This is a genomic window from Peribacillus folii (genome assembly GCF_030271255.1).
Classification (GTDB): Bacteria; Bacillota; Bacilli; order Bacillales; family DSM-1321; genus Peribacillus.
In genome coordinates this window covers 158,618-173,047 of the sequence record NZ_JASJOM010000004.1, presented here as the reverse complement: position 1 = coordinate 173,047, position 14,430 = coordinate 158,618, and the positions used below count along the sequence as shown (strand labels likewise).

14 protein-coding genes and 1 riboswitch are annotated in these 14,430 nt (G+C 44.1%); of the genes, 13 read left to right on the top strand and 1 reads right to left on the bottom strand.

The window, feature by feature from the left end:
- The first annotated feature begins 42 nt into the window (after positions 1-42).
- The 8 genes from hutH (at position 43) to QNI08_RS07985 (ending at position 8,642) form a co-directional block, all read left to right on the top strand.
- Positions 43-1,602 (top strand): histidine ammonia-lyase, encoded by a 1,560-nt coding sequence (hutH, locus tag QNI08_RS08020; protein WP_285766901.1) that lies wholly within the window; start codon positions 43-45, stop codon positions 1,600-1,602.
- Between the two features lie 103 nt (positions 1,603-1,705).
- Positions 1,706-2,833: an N-methyl-L-tryptophan oxidase gene (gene solA / locus QNI08_RS08015; RefSeq protein ID WP_285766900.1), complete on the top strand. Its 1,128-nt coding sequence runs from the start codon at positions 1,706-1,708 to the stop codon at positions 2,831-2,833.
- Between the two features lie 274 nt (positions 2,834-3,107).
- Entirely contained in the window at positions 3,108-3,866 is a 759-nt protein-coding gene (locus tag QNI08_RS08010; protein ID WP_285766899.1) for a LamB/YcsF family protein, read from the top strand.
- A gap of 22 nt (positions 3,867-3,888) precedes the next feature.
- A complete protein-coding gene (locus QNI08_RS08005) occupies positions 3,889-5,115 on the top strand; it encodes an NRAMP family divalent metal transporter (RefSeq protein ID WP_483313754.1) in 1,227 nt (408 codons plus the stop codon).
- A 63-nt stretch (positions 5,116-5,178) separates the two neighbouring features.
- A complete protein-coding gene (locus QNI08_RS08000) occupies positions 5,179-5,970 on the top strand; it encodes a putative hydro-lyase (RefSeq protein ID WP_285766898.1) in 792 nt (263 codons plus the stop codon).
- A complete protein-coding gene (gene pxpB, locus QNI08_RS07995) occupies positions 5,970-6,746 on the top strand; it encodes a 5-oxoprolinase subunit PxpB (protein WP_285766897.1) in 777 nt (258 codons plus the stop codon). Before QNI08_RS08000 ends, pxpB begins: the two co-directional genes overlap by 1 nt.
- Entirely contained in the window at positions 6,743-7,738 is a 996-nt protein-coding gene (locus QNI08_RS07990; protein ID WP_285766896.1) for a 5-oxoprolinase subunit C family protein, read from the top strand. Before pxpB ends, QNI08_RS07990 begins: the two co-directional genes overlap by 4 nt.
- Positions 7,739-7,886: 148 nt before the next feature.
- Positions 7,887-8,642, top strand: a complete 756-nt coding sequence (locus QNI08_RS07985) for an IclR family transcriptional regulator (RefSeq protein ID WP_285766895.1) — start codon at positions 7,887-7,889, stop codon at positions 8,640-8,642.
- A 73-nt stretch (positions 8,643-8,715) separates the two neighbouring features.
- Here QNI08_RS07985 and QNI08_RS07980 read toward each other — a convergent pair whose 3' ends face one another.
- A complete protein-coding gene (locus tag QNI08_RS07980) occupies positions 8,716-9,606 on the bottom strand; it encodes a LysR family transcriptional regulator (RefSeq protein WP_285766894.1) in 891 nt (296 codons plus the stop codon).
- Positions 9,607-9,721: 115 nt separating this feature from the next.
- Here QNI08_RS07980 and hutG point away from each other — a divergent pair, with 115 nt between their 5' ends.
- The 5 genes from hutG to QNI08_RS07955 all read left to right on the top strand — a co-directional run bounded on the left by hutG (position 9,722) and on the right by QNI08_RS07955 (position 13,978).
- On the top strand, positions 9,722-10,681 hold the full coding sequence (gene hutG / locus QNI08_RS07975) for a formimidoylglutamase (RefSeq protein WP_285766893.1): 960 nt from the start codon (positions 9,722-9,724) through the stop codon (positions 10,679-10,681).
- 219 nt (positions 10,682-10,900) lie between these two features.
- Positions 10,901-11,056 (top strand): hypothetical protein, encoded by a 156-nt coding sequence (locus tag QNI08_RS07970; protein WP_285766892.1) that lies wholly within the window; start codon positions 10,901-10,903, stop codon positions 11,054-11,056.
- Positions 11,057-11,117: 61 nt separating this feature from the next.
- A complete protein-coding gene (locus QNI08_RS07965) occupies positions 11,118-11,789 on the top strand; it encodes an SOS response-associated peptidase (protein ID WP_285766891.1) in 672 nt (223 codons plus the stop codon).
- Positions 11,790-12,026: 237 nt separating this feature from the next.
- Positions 12,027-12,133: riboswitch (SAM riboswitch) on the top strand.
- A gap of 131 nt (positions 12,134-12,264) precedes the next feature.
- A complete protein-coding gene (locus QNI08_RS07960) occupies positions 12,265-13,581 on the top strand; it encodes a Na+/H+ antiporter NhaC family protein (RefSeq protein ID WP_285766890.1) in 1,317 nt (438 codons plus the stop codon).
- Between the two features lie 193 nt (positions 13,582-13,774).
- On the top strand, positions 13,775-13,978 hold the full coding sequence (locus QNI08_RS07955; RefSeq protein WP_285766889.1) for a YozQ family protein: 204 nt from the start codon (positions 13,775-13,777) through the stop codon (positions 13,976-13,978).
- Positions 13,979-14,430: the final 452 nt, after the last annotated feature.

Genomic DNA, 14,430 nt, shown 5'->3' with positions numbered 1-14,430 from the left:
ATAGATTATCATTAAATTATAGTGTTGAAGGAGTAGTGAACCGTGACAACGACAAATTACAGACACGCAAAGGATATAAAAAAAGTCGCATTGGGAGATGGTCCAATCTCCATCAGGGAGGTAATTGCTGTTGCAAGGTATGGGGCAGAGGTGTCCTTTACCCGAGAATATTGTAATAGGGTCAATGAATCAAGACGTTTAATGGATAGGTACCTGCAGGAAAATAGAATTATTTATGGTGTGACAACAGGATTTGGCAGCAATGTGTCAGAAGTGATTTCTCCGGAAGATGCAGAAACGCTTCAACGGAATATCATTCGTTCTCATGCTGTCTCCGTGGGGGAGCCTCTGGAAAGAGAAGTAGTGAGGGCCATTCAATTGATGATCCTGGTACATTTGGGTCAAGGGTATTCCGGAGTCAGGTTAAAGGTTTTGGAGCTGATTGCTTCATTGCTGAATCACGATATTATCCCGTTTGTCCCGGGTGATGGGTCAGTGGGATACCTTTCACCTGAATCTCACATGGCCCTAGTGCTGATTGGGGAGGGAAGAGCATGGTATGAGGGTGAGTTCATCCCTGGAGGGGATGCTTTGGCGAAAGCGGGATTGGCACCTGTCACTTTAGGTCCTAAAGAAGGATTGGCCCTGATAAGTGGAACGACTTCCGCCACGGCGATGGCAGTCTTAGCGTTATACAATGGCATCCAGGCTGCGAAAACTGCGGATATCACCGGGGCTATGTCCTTGGAGGTGCTTAAGGGTACAATTTATGCATTTAATCCTCGCTCCCACAAATTAAAGAAGCATGAAGAGCAGGCAAAGACAGCCAGAAACGTGTCAAGGATCCTCGAAGGAAGCCAAATCATCGACACATACAAGGAACATAGAATGCAAGATGCGCTTAGTTTACGTTGCATTCCACAAATTCATGGTGCCATAAAAAAAGCGTTGAAGGATGCGGAGTTCACAATTGAAAATGAAATGAACTCTGTAAGTGATAATCCTCTCATTTTTCCGGATGATGCTGACGGGATGGCTCTTATGGGGGGGAACTTTGATGGATCATTCGTAGGGATTTATGCCGATATGATGTGCATCGCCATGGCGAACTTGGCAAAAATCACTGAAAGAAGAATTGATCGCCTTGTCAATCATCACCATAGTGAGCTGCCGAATTTTTTGGTGGCGAACCCTGGTTTGAATAACGGCTATATGGTCCCTCAATATACTGCAGCGGGATTATTAAATGAAATCAGAGTACTTACACAGCCTGCAACAATTGATAATGTGCCGACATGTGCAAATCAGGAAGACGTCATAAGTTTTTCCTATTTTGCTTCAAAGAAAGCCTATCAGGTTTCTAAGAAGCTCGAATATATTTTAGCGATTGAACTTATGACGGCAACGCAAGCTATGGATTTTCATCACCCATTGAAACCTGCCCCGATTACTGAGATGGTGTACCGTTCCATACGCAGCAAAGTGCCGATGGTAAAAGAAGACCGTTTCTTTCATCCGGACATAGAAATGATTAAAGCGCAAATTCATGAAGGAGACTTAACCGAACTTGTCGAATTGGAAATGGGTGAATTGGAATTTTAATGATGATAGCAGGTCGTTTTTTGTACACGCCTGCGGCAAAGTTTCGTGACCCTCATAACATCAGAAAAGGTGTCACCATCTAGAATGGAGGAATAACGTAAACATGCATTACGATGTAATTGTAATTGGAGCTGGATCGATGGGGATGTCGGCAGGCTATTACCTATCCAAGGCCGGGAAGAAGGTAGTATTGTTGGATTCTTTCGTCCCGCCTCACAATAAGGGCAGTCATCATGGAGAAACAAGGATCATTAGACATGCGTATGGGGAAGGGGAAGAGTATGTATCACTGGTCCTGAAAGCGCAAGAACTATGGGAACAATTAGAACAACTTACGGAAAGGAAATTATTTCTTCGGACGGGCGTTCTGAATGCCGGCAGTCAGCAATCCCCTTTCATTAAGCAAGTGATTGCAAGCTCGCATAAATTTGGGTTGCCCTTGGAAAAACTCGATGCCAATCATGTTCAAGAAAGATGGCCAGGCATCAACCTCCCTGAAGATTATTTAGGTTGCTTTGAACCTGCTTCAGGTGTGTTAAAAAGTGAAGAGTGCATTCGGGCCTACCAGCAGCTTGCCGAATCACACGGTGCCGACATCAAAGTGAATAGCCCGGTAAGGAACCTGATTGCCCAGGGTGATGGGGTCACGGTGACAACCGATGACCAAATCTATCATGCCGAAGCATTGGTCGTCGCAGCAGGAGCTTGGTCACCGAAGTTATTGGAGATGTTAGGGTTGCATCTGCCTTTGACACCTATCCGGAAAACCTTCGCCTGGTTCGATGTGGATGAAAAATTATATGGTCACAATAGCTTTCCTGCATTCACGTTCGATACACCTGAAGGTACATACTATGGCTTTCCAAGTATTCGTGGAGCTGGTTTGAAACTTGGGAGGCATGACGGGGGAAACCGGATAAATCCCGATGAAACGATGGCCCAATTTGGAGAATACGGGGAGGATGCTGGGGATTTGGAGCGCTTCTTGAACCGGTTCATGCCTTCCGGTCAAACATTGAGACATGGTAAAAACTGCATCTATACGATGACACCGGATGAGGACTTTATCGTGGATATACATCCTCAGTTTCCCCACATTGCCATTGCAGCGGGATTCTCGGGTCATGGATTCAAGTTCAGCAGCGTGATTGGCGAGAGTTTAAGTGATCTTATTATCTCGGGAAAGACTGAGAATGATCTTTCCCCATTTTCGTTAAACAGATTCCAATAGGTTCATAGCTTTGTCAACAAATAGAATGAATGGGTTAGCCGTCGATTCCTTTTCAAGAGAATTAACGGCTTTTTTATATGGTTCCCTTGATTTATAAGTTCAGCGTGCAACAAACATCATACAGGCTATCTGTCAACTATTGTCTAAAAAAATATTGCGTGATAGAATAAGAATATTCCGAAATTTGAAACTAGAATTCCGAATTTCGGTATTTTACTACATACTTTTAAGAAACAGATAAACTGGAACCATTTAAACTGAAGGAGGAGGAACAATGAATGTCGTTGATTTGAATTGTGATTTAGGCGAGAGTTTTGGCGCGTATCGAATGGGGAATGACAAGGAGATTTTAGAGTATGTCACATCGGCCAATGTCGCTTGTGGTTTTCATGCTGGCGATCCGACCGTCATGCGGAAAACGGTCCAGCTCGCCTTGGAAAAAGATGTGAGAATCGGAGCGCATCCCGGTTTACCGGATTTAATGGGGTTTGGCAGACGCAATATGAAGATTACCCCGCAGGAAGCTTATGATATTGTCGTCTATCAAATTGGTGCATTACATGGGTTTATACAGTCCGAAGGCGGTAGCATGCAGCATGTGAAACCTCATGGCGCTTTATACAATATGGCTGCCCAAGACGAAGCCTTATCGGTGGCGATTGCCGAGGCGGTATACAAAGTGAATCCTGAGCTTATCCTCTTTGGTTTGTCAGGAAGTGAATTGATTCGCGCTGGAGAGGCAGCCGGCTTGCGAACGGCAAGTGAAGTATTTGCCGATCGCACCTATCAACAAGATGGTTCATTGACTTCCAGAATGGAGAAACATGCTTTACTGGAAAATGATAGGGATGCCGCTGCACAAGTGATTCGGATGGTAAAGGAAGGGAAGGTCCTGTCCCAGCAAGGATCAGATGTATCTTTGAGGGCGGATACGATTTGCATACACGGGGATGGTGCACATGCTTTAGCCTTTGCCAGGCATGTGAAAAAGTCTTTGGAATTATCTGAAATAACAGTCAAATCATTTTCATAAACCTATGTAGGAGGTCAGTCCATTGGAGCCAAACAAACATACCGCAGCTCAGGAAATTACGGCTAAGCCGAAGACAAATCGTACGTTATTGCTAGGTGCAGCATTCTTGATGGCAACATCGGCAATAGGGCCGGGATTTTTAATGCAAACGACCGTTTATACCCAAAGTCTTGCGGCAAGTTTCGGATTCGTCATTCTTATTTCGGTTATCCTTGATATTTTCGCCCAAACAAATGTATGGCGCATCATTGCTGTATCTGAAAAGCGCGGTCAAGAGATTGCCAACATGGTTTTGCCTGGACTTGGTTATGTACTTGCGGCACTCATCGTGATGGGAGGCCTCGCCTTCAATATTGGCAATATCGCAGGAGCGGGCCTCGGCCTTAATGCGATGACAGGGATATCGCCTACTGCAGGCGCGGCAATAAGTGCAGTCATCGCGATCTTGATATTTGTCGTCAAGGAAGCGGGAAAGGCTATGGACCGCTTTACGCAAATCGCGGGCTTCTTCATGATCTGTTTGATGATTTACGTAGCTTGGACAACCTCTCCTCCAGTAGGGGAAGCGGTGGTGAGGACGTTTGCACCTGTTCAATTCGATGTCATTGCCATCGTAACGTTAGTGGGTGGATCGGTTGGCGGCTACATAACGTTTGCAGGCGGACATCGACTTTTGGATGCAGGCGTGAAAGGCGTGGGGGCATTACCTCAAGTTACAAAAAGCTCGATAGTCGGAATCTTAATCACCACCGTCATGCGAGTCGCCTTATTTCTGGCGGTGCTTGGTGTTGTATCGAAAGGATTGCAAATTAATGCGGATAACCCTGCAGCTTCCGTTTTTCAATTGGCTGCCGGAGACATCGGATACCGCATATTCGGGGTCGTGATGTGGGCTGCGGCAATCACTTCTGTAGTAGGGGCGGCGTATACTTCCGTCTCGTTCATCAGAACATTCAGCGAATTCATCAATAATAAGGCAAACTGGATAATCATTGGCTTTATCGTCGTGTCGACAGTCTGCTTTTTATTAATTGGCCAGCCGGTTAAAGTTCTGCTTATCGTAGGAGCCATTAATGGGTTGATTTTGCCAATCGCGCTTGGAACATTATTGATTGCCGCATATAGGCGAAACATAGTCGGGGATTATAAACATCCGATCTGGTTAACGATCTCCGGTGTCTTTGTCGTAATCGTCATGACGCTGATGGGAGTTTATACAATCATCAAACAATTGCCGACACTATTTTAAAACAATTAATGTGATGGGCAGGTCCCTTCTGACCTGCCCTCCTTGAATGGGAGATGTATAGGTATGATCGATCTTTCTCAAGCAACCCCTGCAGAGTTGCGCTCAATGATTCGAAATGACGAATTGATTAGACCCACCGCAGGTATGGCTAACGGGTATGCACAGGCAAACTTGGCCATCTTAAAAAAGGAGCATGCTTTTGACTTCTTGTTATTCTGCCAGCGTAATCCTAAATCCTGCCCATTGCTGGATGTAACGGAAGTCGGTTCACCGATTCCCGCATTTGCCGCTCCCGGTGGTGATATACGCACGGATATCCCTAAATACAGGATATACAGACATGGGGAATTGACGGATGAGGTAACGGACATCTCAACATACTGGGAAGAGGATATGGTTGGTTTTCTGATTGGGTGCAGCTTTACATTCGAACACGCTCTTCTAAATAATGATATTCCGATTCGCCATATTGAACAGGGCTGTAATGTACCCATGTATAAAACCAATATTCCTTGTATTGAGGCAGGGATTTTCCGAGGCAATATGGTGGCCAGCATGAGACCGATCCCTCAAAAGGATCTGGTGAGGGCAGCTCAAGTGACCTCTCGCTTTCCAGCAGTTCATGGCGGACCGATCCATATCGGTGACCCTCAAGCAATCGGGGTATCCAGCATCCAGCAACCGGACTTTGGAGATCCAGTACCGGTTCATCCAGGAGAAGTTCCAGTCTTTTGGGCATGTGGTGTAACACCTCAAGCCATCGCCATGGAAACAAAACCGCAAATCATGATTACACATGCACCTGGACATATGTTCATTACGGATATTAGAGACGAAAAATTAGGTGTATTGTAATGGACGTAAAAGAGGAGAACTCTATGACGGAAAAGCGTTTGAAGGAAATTGCTTACAAGATGTCCCCTTTGGGGGATTCCGCAATCGTGATCAAATTTGGGAATGGGATGGATTATAGCATTCACAAAAAGATTACGTTGTTTATGGGTTTGTTGGAGGCAGAGCCTTTTGACGGATTCGTGGAATGTGTACCGGCGTTTACGAATTTGACCGTATTTTATGATCCGCTCGTAATCTATAACACTCTTAAGCAAAACAATGAAGCTATTTCCGCACATGACACGGTCCGGACGATCCTGGAGGGAAAGCTGCTAGGCTTAATACAAGACAAAGAGCTGTCACATCGTACGGTTACCATCCCCGTTTGTTATGGCGGGGAATATGGACCGGATTTGGAATATGTAGCTCGTTATAATGATTTGACTACCGATGAAGTCATCCATATCCATTCAACAGGTGAATATTTGGTTTATATGATTGGATTCGCTCCGGGGTTTCCTTTTCTGGGCGGTCTTGCCGAAGACATCGCGACCCCTAGGCGATCTTCTCCGAGAATGACAATTCCAGCAGGATCAGTCGGGATTGCCGGTATGCAGACGGGGGTATATCCGATATCAACCCCAGGTGGATGGCAGCTGATCGGACAAACGCCTAAGGAATTATTTTTACCGAATGTAAATCCCCCAAGCCTCCTGCAAGCGGGGGACATGGTGAAGTTCCAGCCAATTTCGGAACAAGAGTATAAAGAGAAGATCCTGAAAGGGGGAATCAAATGAGCTTACGGATAATCAAGCCTGGATTGTTGACTAGTATCCAAGATCTGGGCAGAAAAGGATTTCAGCAACATGGAGTAATCGTAAGCGGGGCGATGGATGGTTATTCACTCAGGATTGCTAACATGCTGGTAGGCAATCCTGAGGGTGAGGCTGCGCTGGAAATCACGCTGATGGGACCAACTATAGAAATGGACAAAAATTGCCTGATTGCGATAACGGGTGCGAATTTGACACCGACAATCGATAATCAAGCTGCCCCGATGTGGAAGCCCATTCTTGTAAGGAAAGGAGCGACACTCCGCTTCGAAGGATGTAAATCGGGCTGCCGATCTTATTTATCCGTTGCTGGGGGATATGATATTCCCAAAGTGATGGATAGCAAGAGCACTTATTTACGAGCTGGAATTGGCGGGTACCTGGGAAGGGCGTTAAAGGCGGGCGATATACTGACATGTAATGAATCTTCTGCACCCATGGGAGGGCAAGAACTCAAGGGAGCTTTTCTCTCCCCAAAGTGGTTCGTCAATGAAAAGGAGTTCATGCCAGATCGAAAGCCTCTCATCCGCTTCATTGCCGGAAGCCAGTACGACCAATTCATGAATGCAAGCAAACAAAGTTTTGAAGAGCATGCATTCAAGGTTTCCAATCAATCCGACCGGATGGGATATAGAATATCAGGTCCCGGGCTTGAATGGGAAAATGATGTAGAGTTGCTGTCAGAGGCTGTCACCAATGGCTCAATCCAGGTTCCGCCAGATGGAAATCCAATCATACTCCTTGCGGACAGCCAAACGACGGGGGGATATCCTAAAATAGCTCAAGTGATCACCGCTGACTTATCTATGATCGCTCAAATTAAACCGGGAGAGTCGATTCAATTTTCCCGCGTGACCTTAAGGGAGGCAGAACGCCTGTACCTTCAAAAAGAACGTGAAATGAAAGAATTGCAGACTTCGATTTCATTGGCCTTAAAGAATGGGCCATTCACTTAATTCATCAGGAGGTTCCCGCATCGGGTGCCTTCTTTTCCTGTTTCAAAGTTTTTTCGTGTAATGCGTACACCTTTTTTCCGTGATTTATAATAGAATGAGAGTTGACAAGGAAGAAGTACACTGTGGAAACCTTGAAAGGAGACATTGAATGCAAGCACATAATAAAACCGTCGTGAAATCCATGCAGATCCTTACCCTTTTCATTGACCATCCTAAGCTCACCTTTAATGAAATGATGGAACACTCCAACCTCCCGAAAACCTCATTGCATCGGATGGTGGGATCATTGGAAGAAATGGGTTTTTTAAAACGGGATGATAGGGGTCACTATTCACTTGGCCTCATATTCTTGCAATTTGGCCAGCTGGTGGGTGAGCGTTTGGATATTAGGTCAATTGCCTACCCTATAATGAAGCAACTACGGGATGATGTTGAAGAGGCCGTGAATTTGATCGTGCGGGATAAGGATGAAGCCATGTATATTGAAAAGGTCGATACCTTGCAGCCGGTCCGGCTTTATACCTCCATTGGCAGGCGTTCACCATTATATGCCGGTGACTCCCGGATCATCCTTGCCTATTTGCCAGAAGGAGAGCGTGAAGCATATATCGACAGCATGGATTTAAACCCAATAGCAATCGGAACGATAACCGATAAAAACATACTCCGACAAGTCTTGGATGAAGCGAAGATGAAAGGCTACACGATCACTTCATCAGAATTGGAGAATTATACAAAATCGGTCAGCGCCCCGATACTTAACGGAAAAAATCAAATCGTCGCTGGCATTAGCGTCGCGGGGATTGAAGCAAGATTTCAGGAGGATCGCTTGCCTGAATTGATAAACAAAGTAACGGAAGCTGCAAAAGAGATTTCAATGAAACTGGGTTCGCGAACCCATTGAGCTGAATTTTATACATAAATGGACAATCCCTCCTGTTGCAAGGAGGATTGTTTTTTTTCAAAAGCCGGACCTTTCATTGCTTGTTCTTGAAAAAGCTTTCAATTTCGTTCATCAAGCTACATACAGAAGCCGGCAAATAACGATCCGTCAAGTAGGCCATGTAAACAGTCCTTTGTAAAAACATCGAATGTATTTCAATGATCGCGGTATTCCCCGTTGCAGCGGATTCAATATAGCTTTCAGGTAAAATGGCAATGCCCAAGCCTTCGTCCACCAAACTGCAAGCTGTTTCCAGCCTTTCAATTTCGTAACAAATGTTCGGGATAACCTTCTCATTTCTGAATGCCTCGATAATATCATCTCTTGTTTGAAATCCAGATGCACTGATGATCAGCTCCTTCTCTTCCAGATCCTGGATTGTGACGGAATCTTTTTCATTCAAGTCGTCATCTTTATGGACCAAAAGCTTGAATTTTTCCTTATAGAGGGGAGCGGATGTAATCTCGGCAAAATTTATCGGCTGATTGGTGATCGTGAAATGGACTTGATACTGGTTCAGTGAATCGATGACTTGTTCCTCGCCCAAGATTTCGCGAACCTTCAAACGGATGGCAGGATGATCGTTTTTAAATGTTCTGATGATTTTTGGAAACCAAAATTTGAATGATTCAATCGACCCTATAGATATGTTCCCGCTTCCGACTTGTTTCATTTCCTCTAGTTCCACCTGCATATTATGGAATCTTCTCAGTAAATCTTGAGATCTTGTATAAAAAAGGGCACCTGCCTCTGTAAGCTCGATTCCTCTAGTATTGCGTTGCAAAAGCTGTAAATCAACTTCCTTCTCTAATTTCATTATTGCATTACTTAACGACGGCTGAGATATATGTAATGATTTAGCCGCTTTGGAATAGCTCATCTCTTGGACGATGGTGATGAAATAACGAAGTTGGCGAAGATCCATACTAGTCTCCTTTTATAGCTATAAACTATAGATCTATTGATAATTGATATTAGTAATTATATATCACCTTCATTATAATATAAGAAAACAGAATTTTTTAACAAAAGGAGAATCTATGTACAACAAACCGAACGTAAAACATTGGACGGGCAGAGTGGATTCAGAAACCGATTTGGATAGTTACCGATACCATCAACGAGTGAAAATGACGCCAATTTCCGAAATGCCCATTATTTCCAAGCAATCAAAAATGGTTGGCATGATTGGCTTCAAATGTGATGAAGGCGTCAAAAGGAACAAAGGCAGGATCGGTGCGGGTGAAGCCCCTGATTATATTAGGCGGTCATTGGCCAAGCTGCCATGCCATTTAACACCGGAGACGGAGCTGGCGGATGCTGGGGATATCGTATGTGAGGCAGGGGAAATGGAGACAGCGCAAGACCAATTGGGTACAGCCGTTGCCGAGATCTTGGAAAGTGGTGTAACACCTATCATTTTGGGCGGCGGGCATGAAACCTTTTATGGTCATTATCTTGGGGTCAGGAAATTTCTTGGCTCGGATGCAAAGTTGGGAATGATTAATATCGATGCCCACTTTGATATGAGGCCGTATGAAAAGGAAAGTTCGTCAGGCACGATGTTTAAACAAATCTTGGATAATGATCAAAATTGCGGATATTTGTGTATGGGGATTCAAAAGCAGGGCAATACAAAGGCCTTATTCGAAACGGCCGAGAAAAATAAGGTCGACTACATATTGGAAGAAGAATTGTCCCTGAATCAGCTCGAAGATACTAAACGCTGTATCGACGAATTTGTTAAAGATAAAGACTTCATCATCCTCACATTATGCACGGACGCCATTGATTCGGCTCATGCACCTGGCGTGAGCGCACCATCTCCATTTGGACTCGATCCGAAATTGGTCCGTTCCCTGCTGCGGCATGTCGCAGCAAATGAAAAGATGCTTTCCTTCGATATTTCGGAAGTGAATCCAAGTTTGGACGAAAACAATAAAACCGTCACATTGGCGGCACATTTAGTTAATGAGGTTTTGATGCATATTTCTTTATGAAGCAACATTCATCAGAGAAAATGGTGTTGAAAAAACATGGTTTGAAGCACATCCATTGACTCTATTAATATATTTCGTATGAAATGAATGAGGTAAGTACGAGGCTGTCATGCCATTCATGGCAGTTTTTTTAATTAGCCGAAGGCAGTGTGTTACAGATGATACAAGGATGTTTATGGTTTATAATATCTACCATTGAGGCATATGAGGAGGGATTGTATGAATGAATATCGTGTAACCGTCAAAAACGGAAGTACCATGATTTTATCGGAAGTCATCGTAGCAGAAGATGAAAGGGAAGTGCTGGGCACGCTTTTGATTACCAGTGAATTGTTTAATCAGCCATTTACGGATATCAGGATTTTAGAGCGCTGATTTGTTCCTGCCCGATTCTTTTGCTACACTGTAATAAATTTACAGGATGGCAGGTGATGGTATGTGCGGAAGGTTCACTCTTTTCACAAGGATGGATGAAATAAAGAAACGCTTTGATATTCAAGCATCATTCGATGAAGACTACCAATTCAGTTATAACATAGCTCCTTCCCATTCCGTGCTGTCCGTCATCAATGACGGAACTAGGAATCGGCTTGGATACTTACGGTGGGGACTTATCCCTTTTTGGGCCAAAGATGAAAAAGTCGGTTATAAGATGATCAATGCCAGGGCGGAAACGATTGCAGAGAAGGCGAGCTTCAAGAATGCGTACAAAAAGAAACGCTGCTTGATAATCGCTGATTCGTTTTATGAGTGGAAGAAGACACAGGCGCGAAAAATACCGATGCGAATCAAGCTGAAAGATGACGGGCCTTTCGGCATGGCTGGTCTGTTTGAATCGTGGAAATCTCCAACAGGCACCAGTATCCATTCATGCTCGGTCATCACAACTGCGCCTAACGAGCTGATGACGGGAATTCATGATCGCATGCCCGTCATCTTAAAACGTGAAGACGAAAAAGCCTGGCTGGACCTTTCGATGAATGATGTAACCTATTTGCAGCAATACTTAAAGCCCTTCGATTCGGAACGGATGGAAGCATTTGAGGTATCGGCTGACGTGAATTCACCTAAAAACAACTCGCCAAGCCTCATCCAGCAACTATGCTAAAGAGGGCGTAGGGGCTTTTCCCTTCAGGCAAACTGAATTGCCCTGTGGATGTTTAACGTTCACGGGGTTTTTTATGGCTATCACTCGTTTTTCAAGGGTGTTCGGGAACCTACCCGGTATCCCTCGAAGTGGAATACTTATAACTAACCCTTGCGAAAGTATACAAAATACTGTACTCTTAAATTTGCTTTTCAATGTGGCTTTTGATGTCGTTGATATCATCAAATAATTTAAATCTTCTTATCAAGAGAGACGGAGGGACTGGCCCGTAGATGTCTCGGCAGCAGACTTTTCAGGAGTGCTGTGCCAAATCCAGCAGGTTCATTTCGCCTGAAAGATAAGGAGGGTGTTTTTTATAAATTAAAAGACCTCTTCTTGCTGTACTGGAAGAGGTCTTTGGTTTTTATTGGGATTGGATACAACATGAATTTTAAGCTAAAGTGCTTGGGCAAATAAACATAAAAAGGAGTTCATCATGAGTACACACAGTAAAGGAAATCCATGGGCATTGATTCCATTTGTCGTTTTTTTGATTTTATTCATAGGGGCAGGAATCATTACAAAAGATTTTTATTCATTTCCAGTGTTAGTAGCGATTTCCATTGCATCGGCAGTGGCATTGGCCATGAATCGTAAAGAGTCATTGAATCAGAAGGTCGACATTTTTTGTAAAGGAGCCGGGGACTCCAATATTATGTTGATGGTCATCATTTTCCTCTTGGCAGGCGCTTTTTCAGAAGTGGCGAATGGCATGGGGGCAGTTGAATCAACGGTCAACCTTGCCTTAGCCATCTTTCCGCAAAATCTATTAATCGTTGGCATTTTCATTATCGCTTGCTTTATTTCTTTGTCCATGGGGACAAGCATGGGAACGATCGTGGCGCTCGCACCGATAGGAGTAGGGATTAGTGAGCAAACCGATATAGCACTTGCGCTTTCAATGGCAGCTGTTATTGGTGGTGCCATGTTTGGCGATAACTTATCGTTCATTTCCGATACGACGATTGCGTCGGTTCGGACGCAAGGAACGAAAATGAAGGATAAGTTTAAAGTGAATTTTTTCATCGTCCTGCCTGCTGCCATCATTACATGTGTCATACTAGGAATATTAACGATTGGCGAGCAAGCAGCCATCACGCAGCATTCCTATGATTGGGTGAAAATCCTTCCATATCTGTGTGTATTAATTACGGCATTGGCAGGTGTCAATGTGTTTGTCGTCCTATCAGCCGGCATCGTGTTTGCCGGAATTATCGGTTTAGCTGATGGGAGTTATGAATTGCTGGATGTGATTCAAAAAACGGGAGATGGTATGGCTGGCATGTATGAAATCTCTTTCCTGGCCATTTTAATTGCCGGTATGGTTTCAGTCATCCAACATAATGGCGGCATCGATTATTTACTCCATGTCGTCACTCAAAAAAGTAAGTCAAAAAAAGGCGCCGAATTCAGTATTGCGGGGCTTGTTGGTTTGACAAACCTTTCTACGGCGAATAACACGATTTCAATCATCATCGCCGGCCCATTAGCAAAGAACATTGCTGGCAGGTATGGAATCGATCTTCGTAAATCGGCGAGCCTGCTTGACATTTTTGCCTGTTGTATCCAAGGCCTGATCCCATATGGCGCACAACTGCTCGTGGCAGCGGGGGTGGCGAAAATTTCACCAGTAAGCATCCTGCCGTATTCGTATTACCCGATATTAATTGGAGTCTGCGGAATCATCGCCATCCTGATCGGTTACCCAAGATTTCAGGCAGAAGATAGCGACGTAAAGAAACATGCATCTTAATCTTGGAAAACACTCTGAGTTGGTCAGGGTGTTTTTTTGTTTGTCTGTTACTTGTTCTATCCAATCCTGTCATGCTTTGTCTTGTATTTCTTGGATAACTGAATAATGCTTTGGTTTTTACATAAAATAGCCTTGTCTTTATGAACGGCCGTCAAGCAATGATGGGACAAATTTAAAAGTAGGAGTGAAAATAATGGATAAGAAAGAATCGAAACAGGAATCTTCGCACATTGCGGGAAGAGTGTATGATGTTAGTGATTACAAACGGGATGACACCTTATCATCGGGTCTAGCAGCCACTCACGAACAAGTTTCGGATGTTTATAACGCCGGCGGGGTAGCATCCGTGAATCGTAATGAAAAGGACAATGAGGCGAAAAAAGAAGGAACTGAGTAAAGAAAGATCGGAAATCGTTTTCTGCCCCTGCTTGTTTGATATCCCAACAAGCTAGGGGCCTAATTGCATTCAGCAAATCATCTTCATCCCGGATTTTACCAAAATGGGAGGCATATAAGAAGAAGGACGCTTGCACTACATACCAACCATCATACATGTCAGCTGATACTTTCCGAAGAAGACCGGAAATAAATTGCAGCCTTTTAATCAGTATCGTGACAGCATCTGTCCTTAAACGGAGCTTCGTTGCTAAGGCAGCTAAATAGACGGTGCATACTGACTTGTTCTGATATATACTGGAAATGAATGGCTTCATTTTTCATTAGCTTCCCAAAAGGGAAACAAGCAAATGATCGATCAAGTCTTGGAAAAGCAGTCATCGTCTACAGATTATAAAGGACTTGTGCAATGATTTTGTATAGAGGAAAGCTTAGCCTGCTAAGTTAACGCAG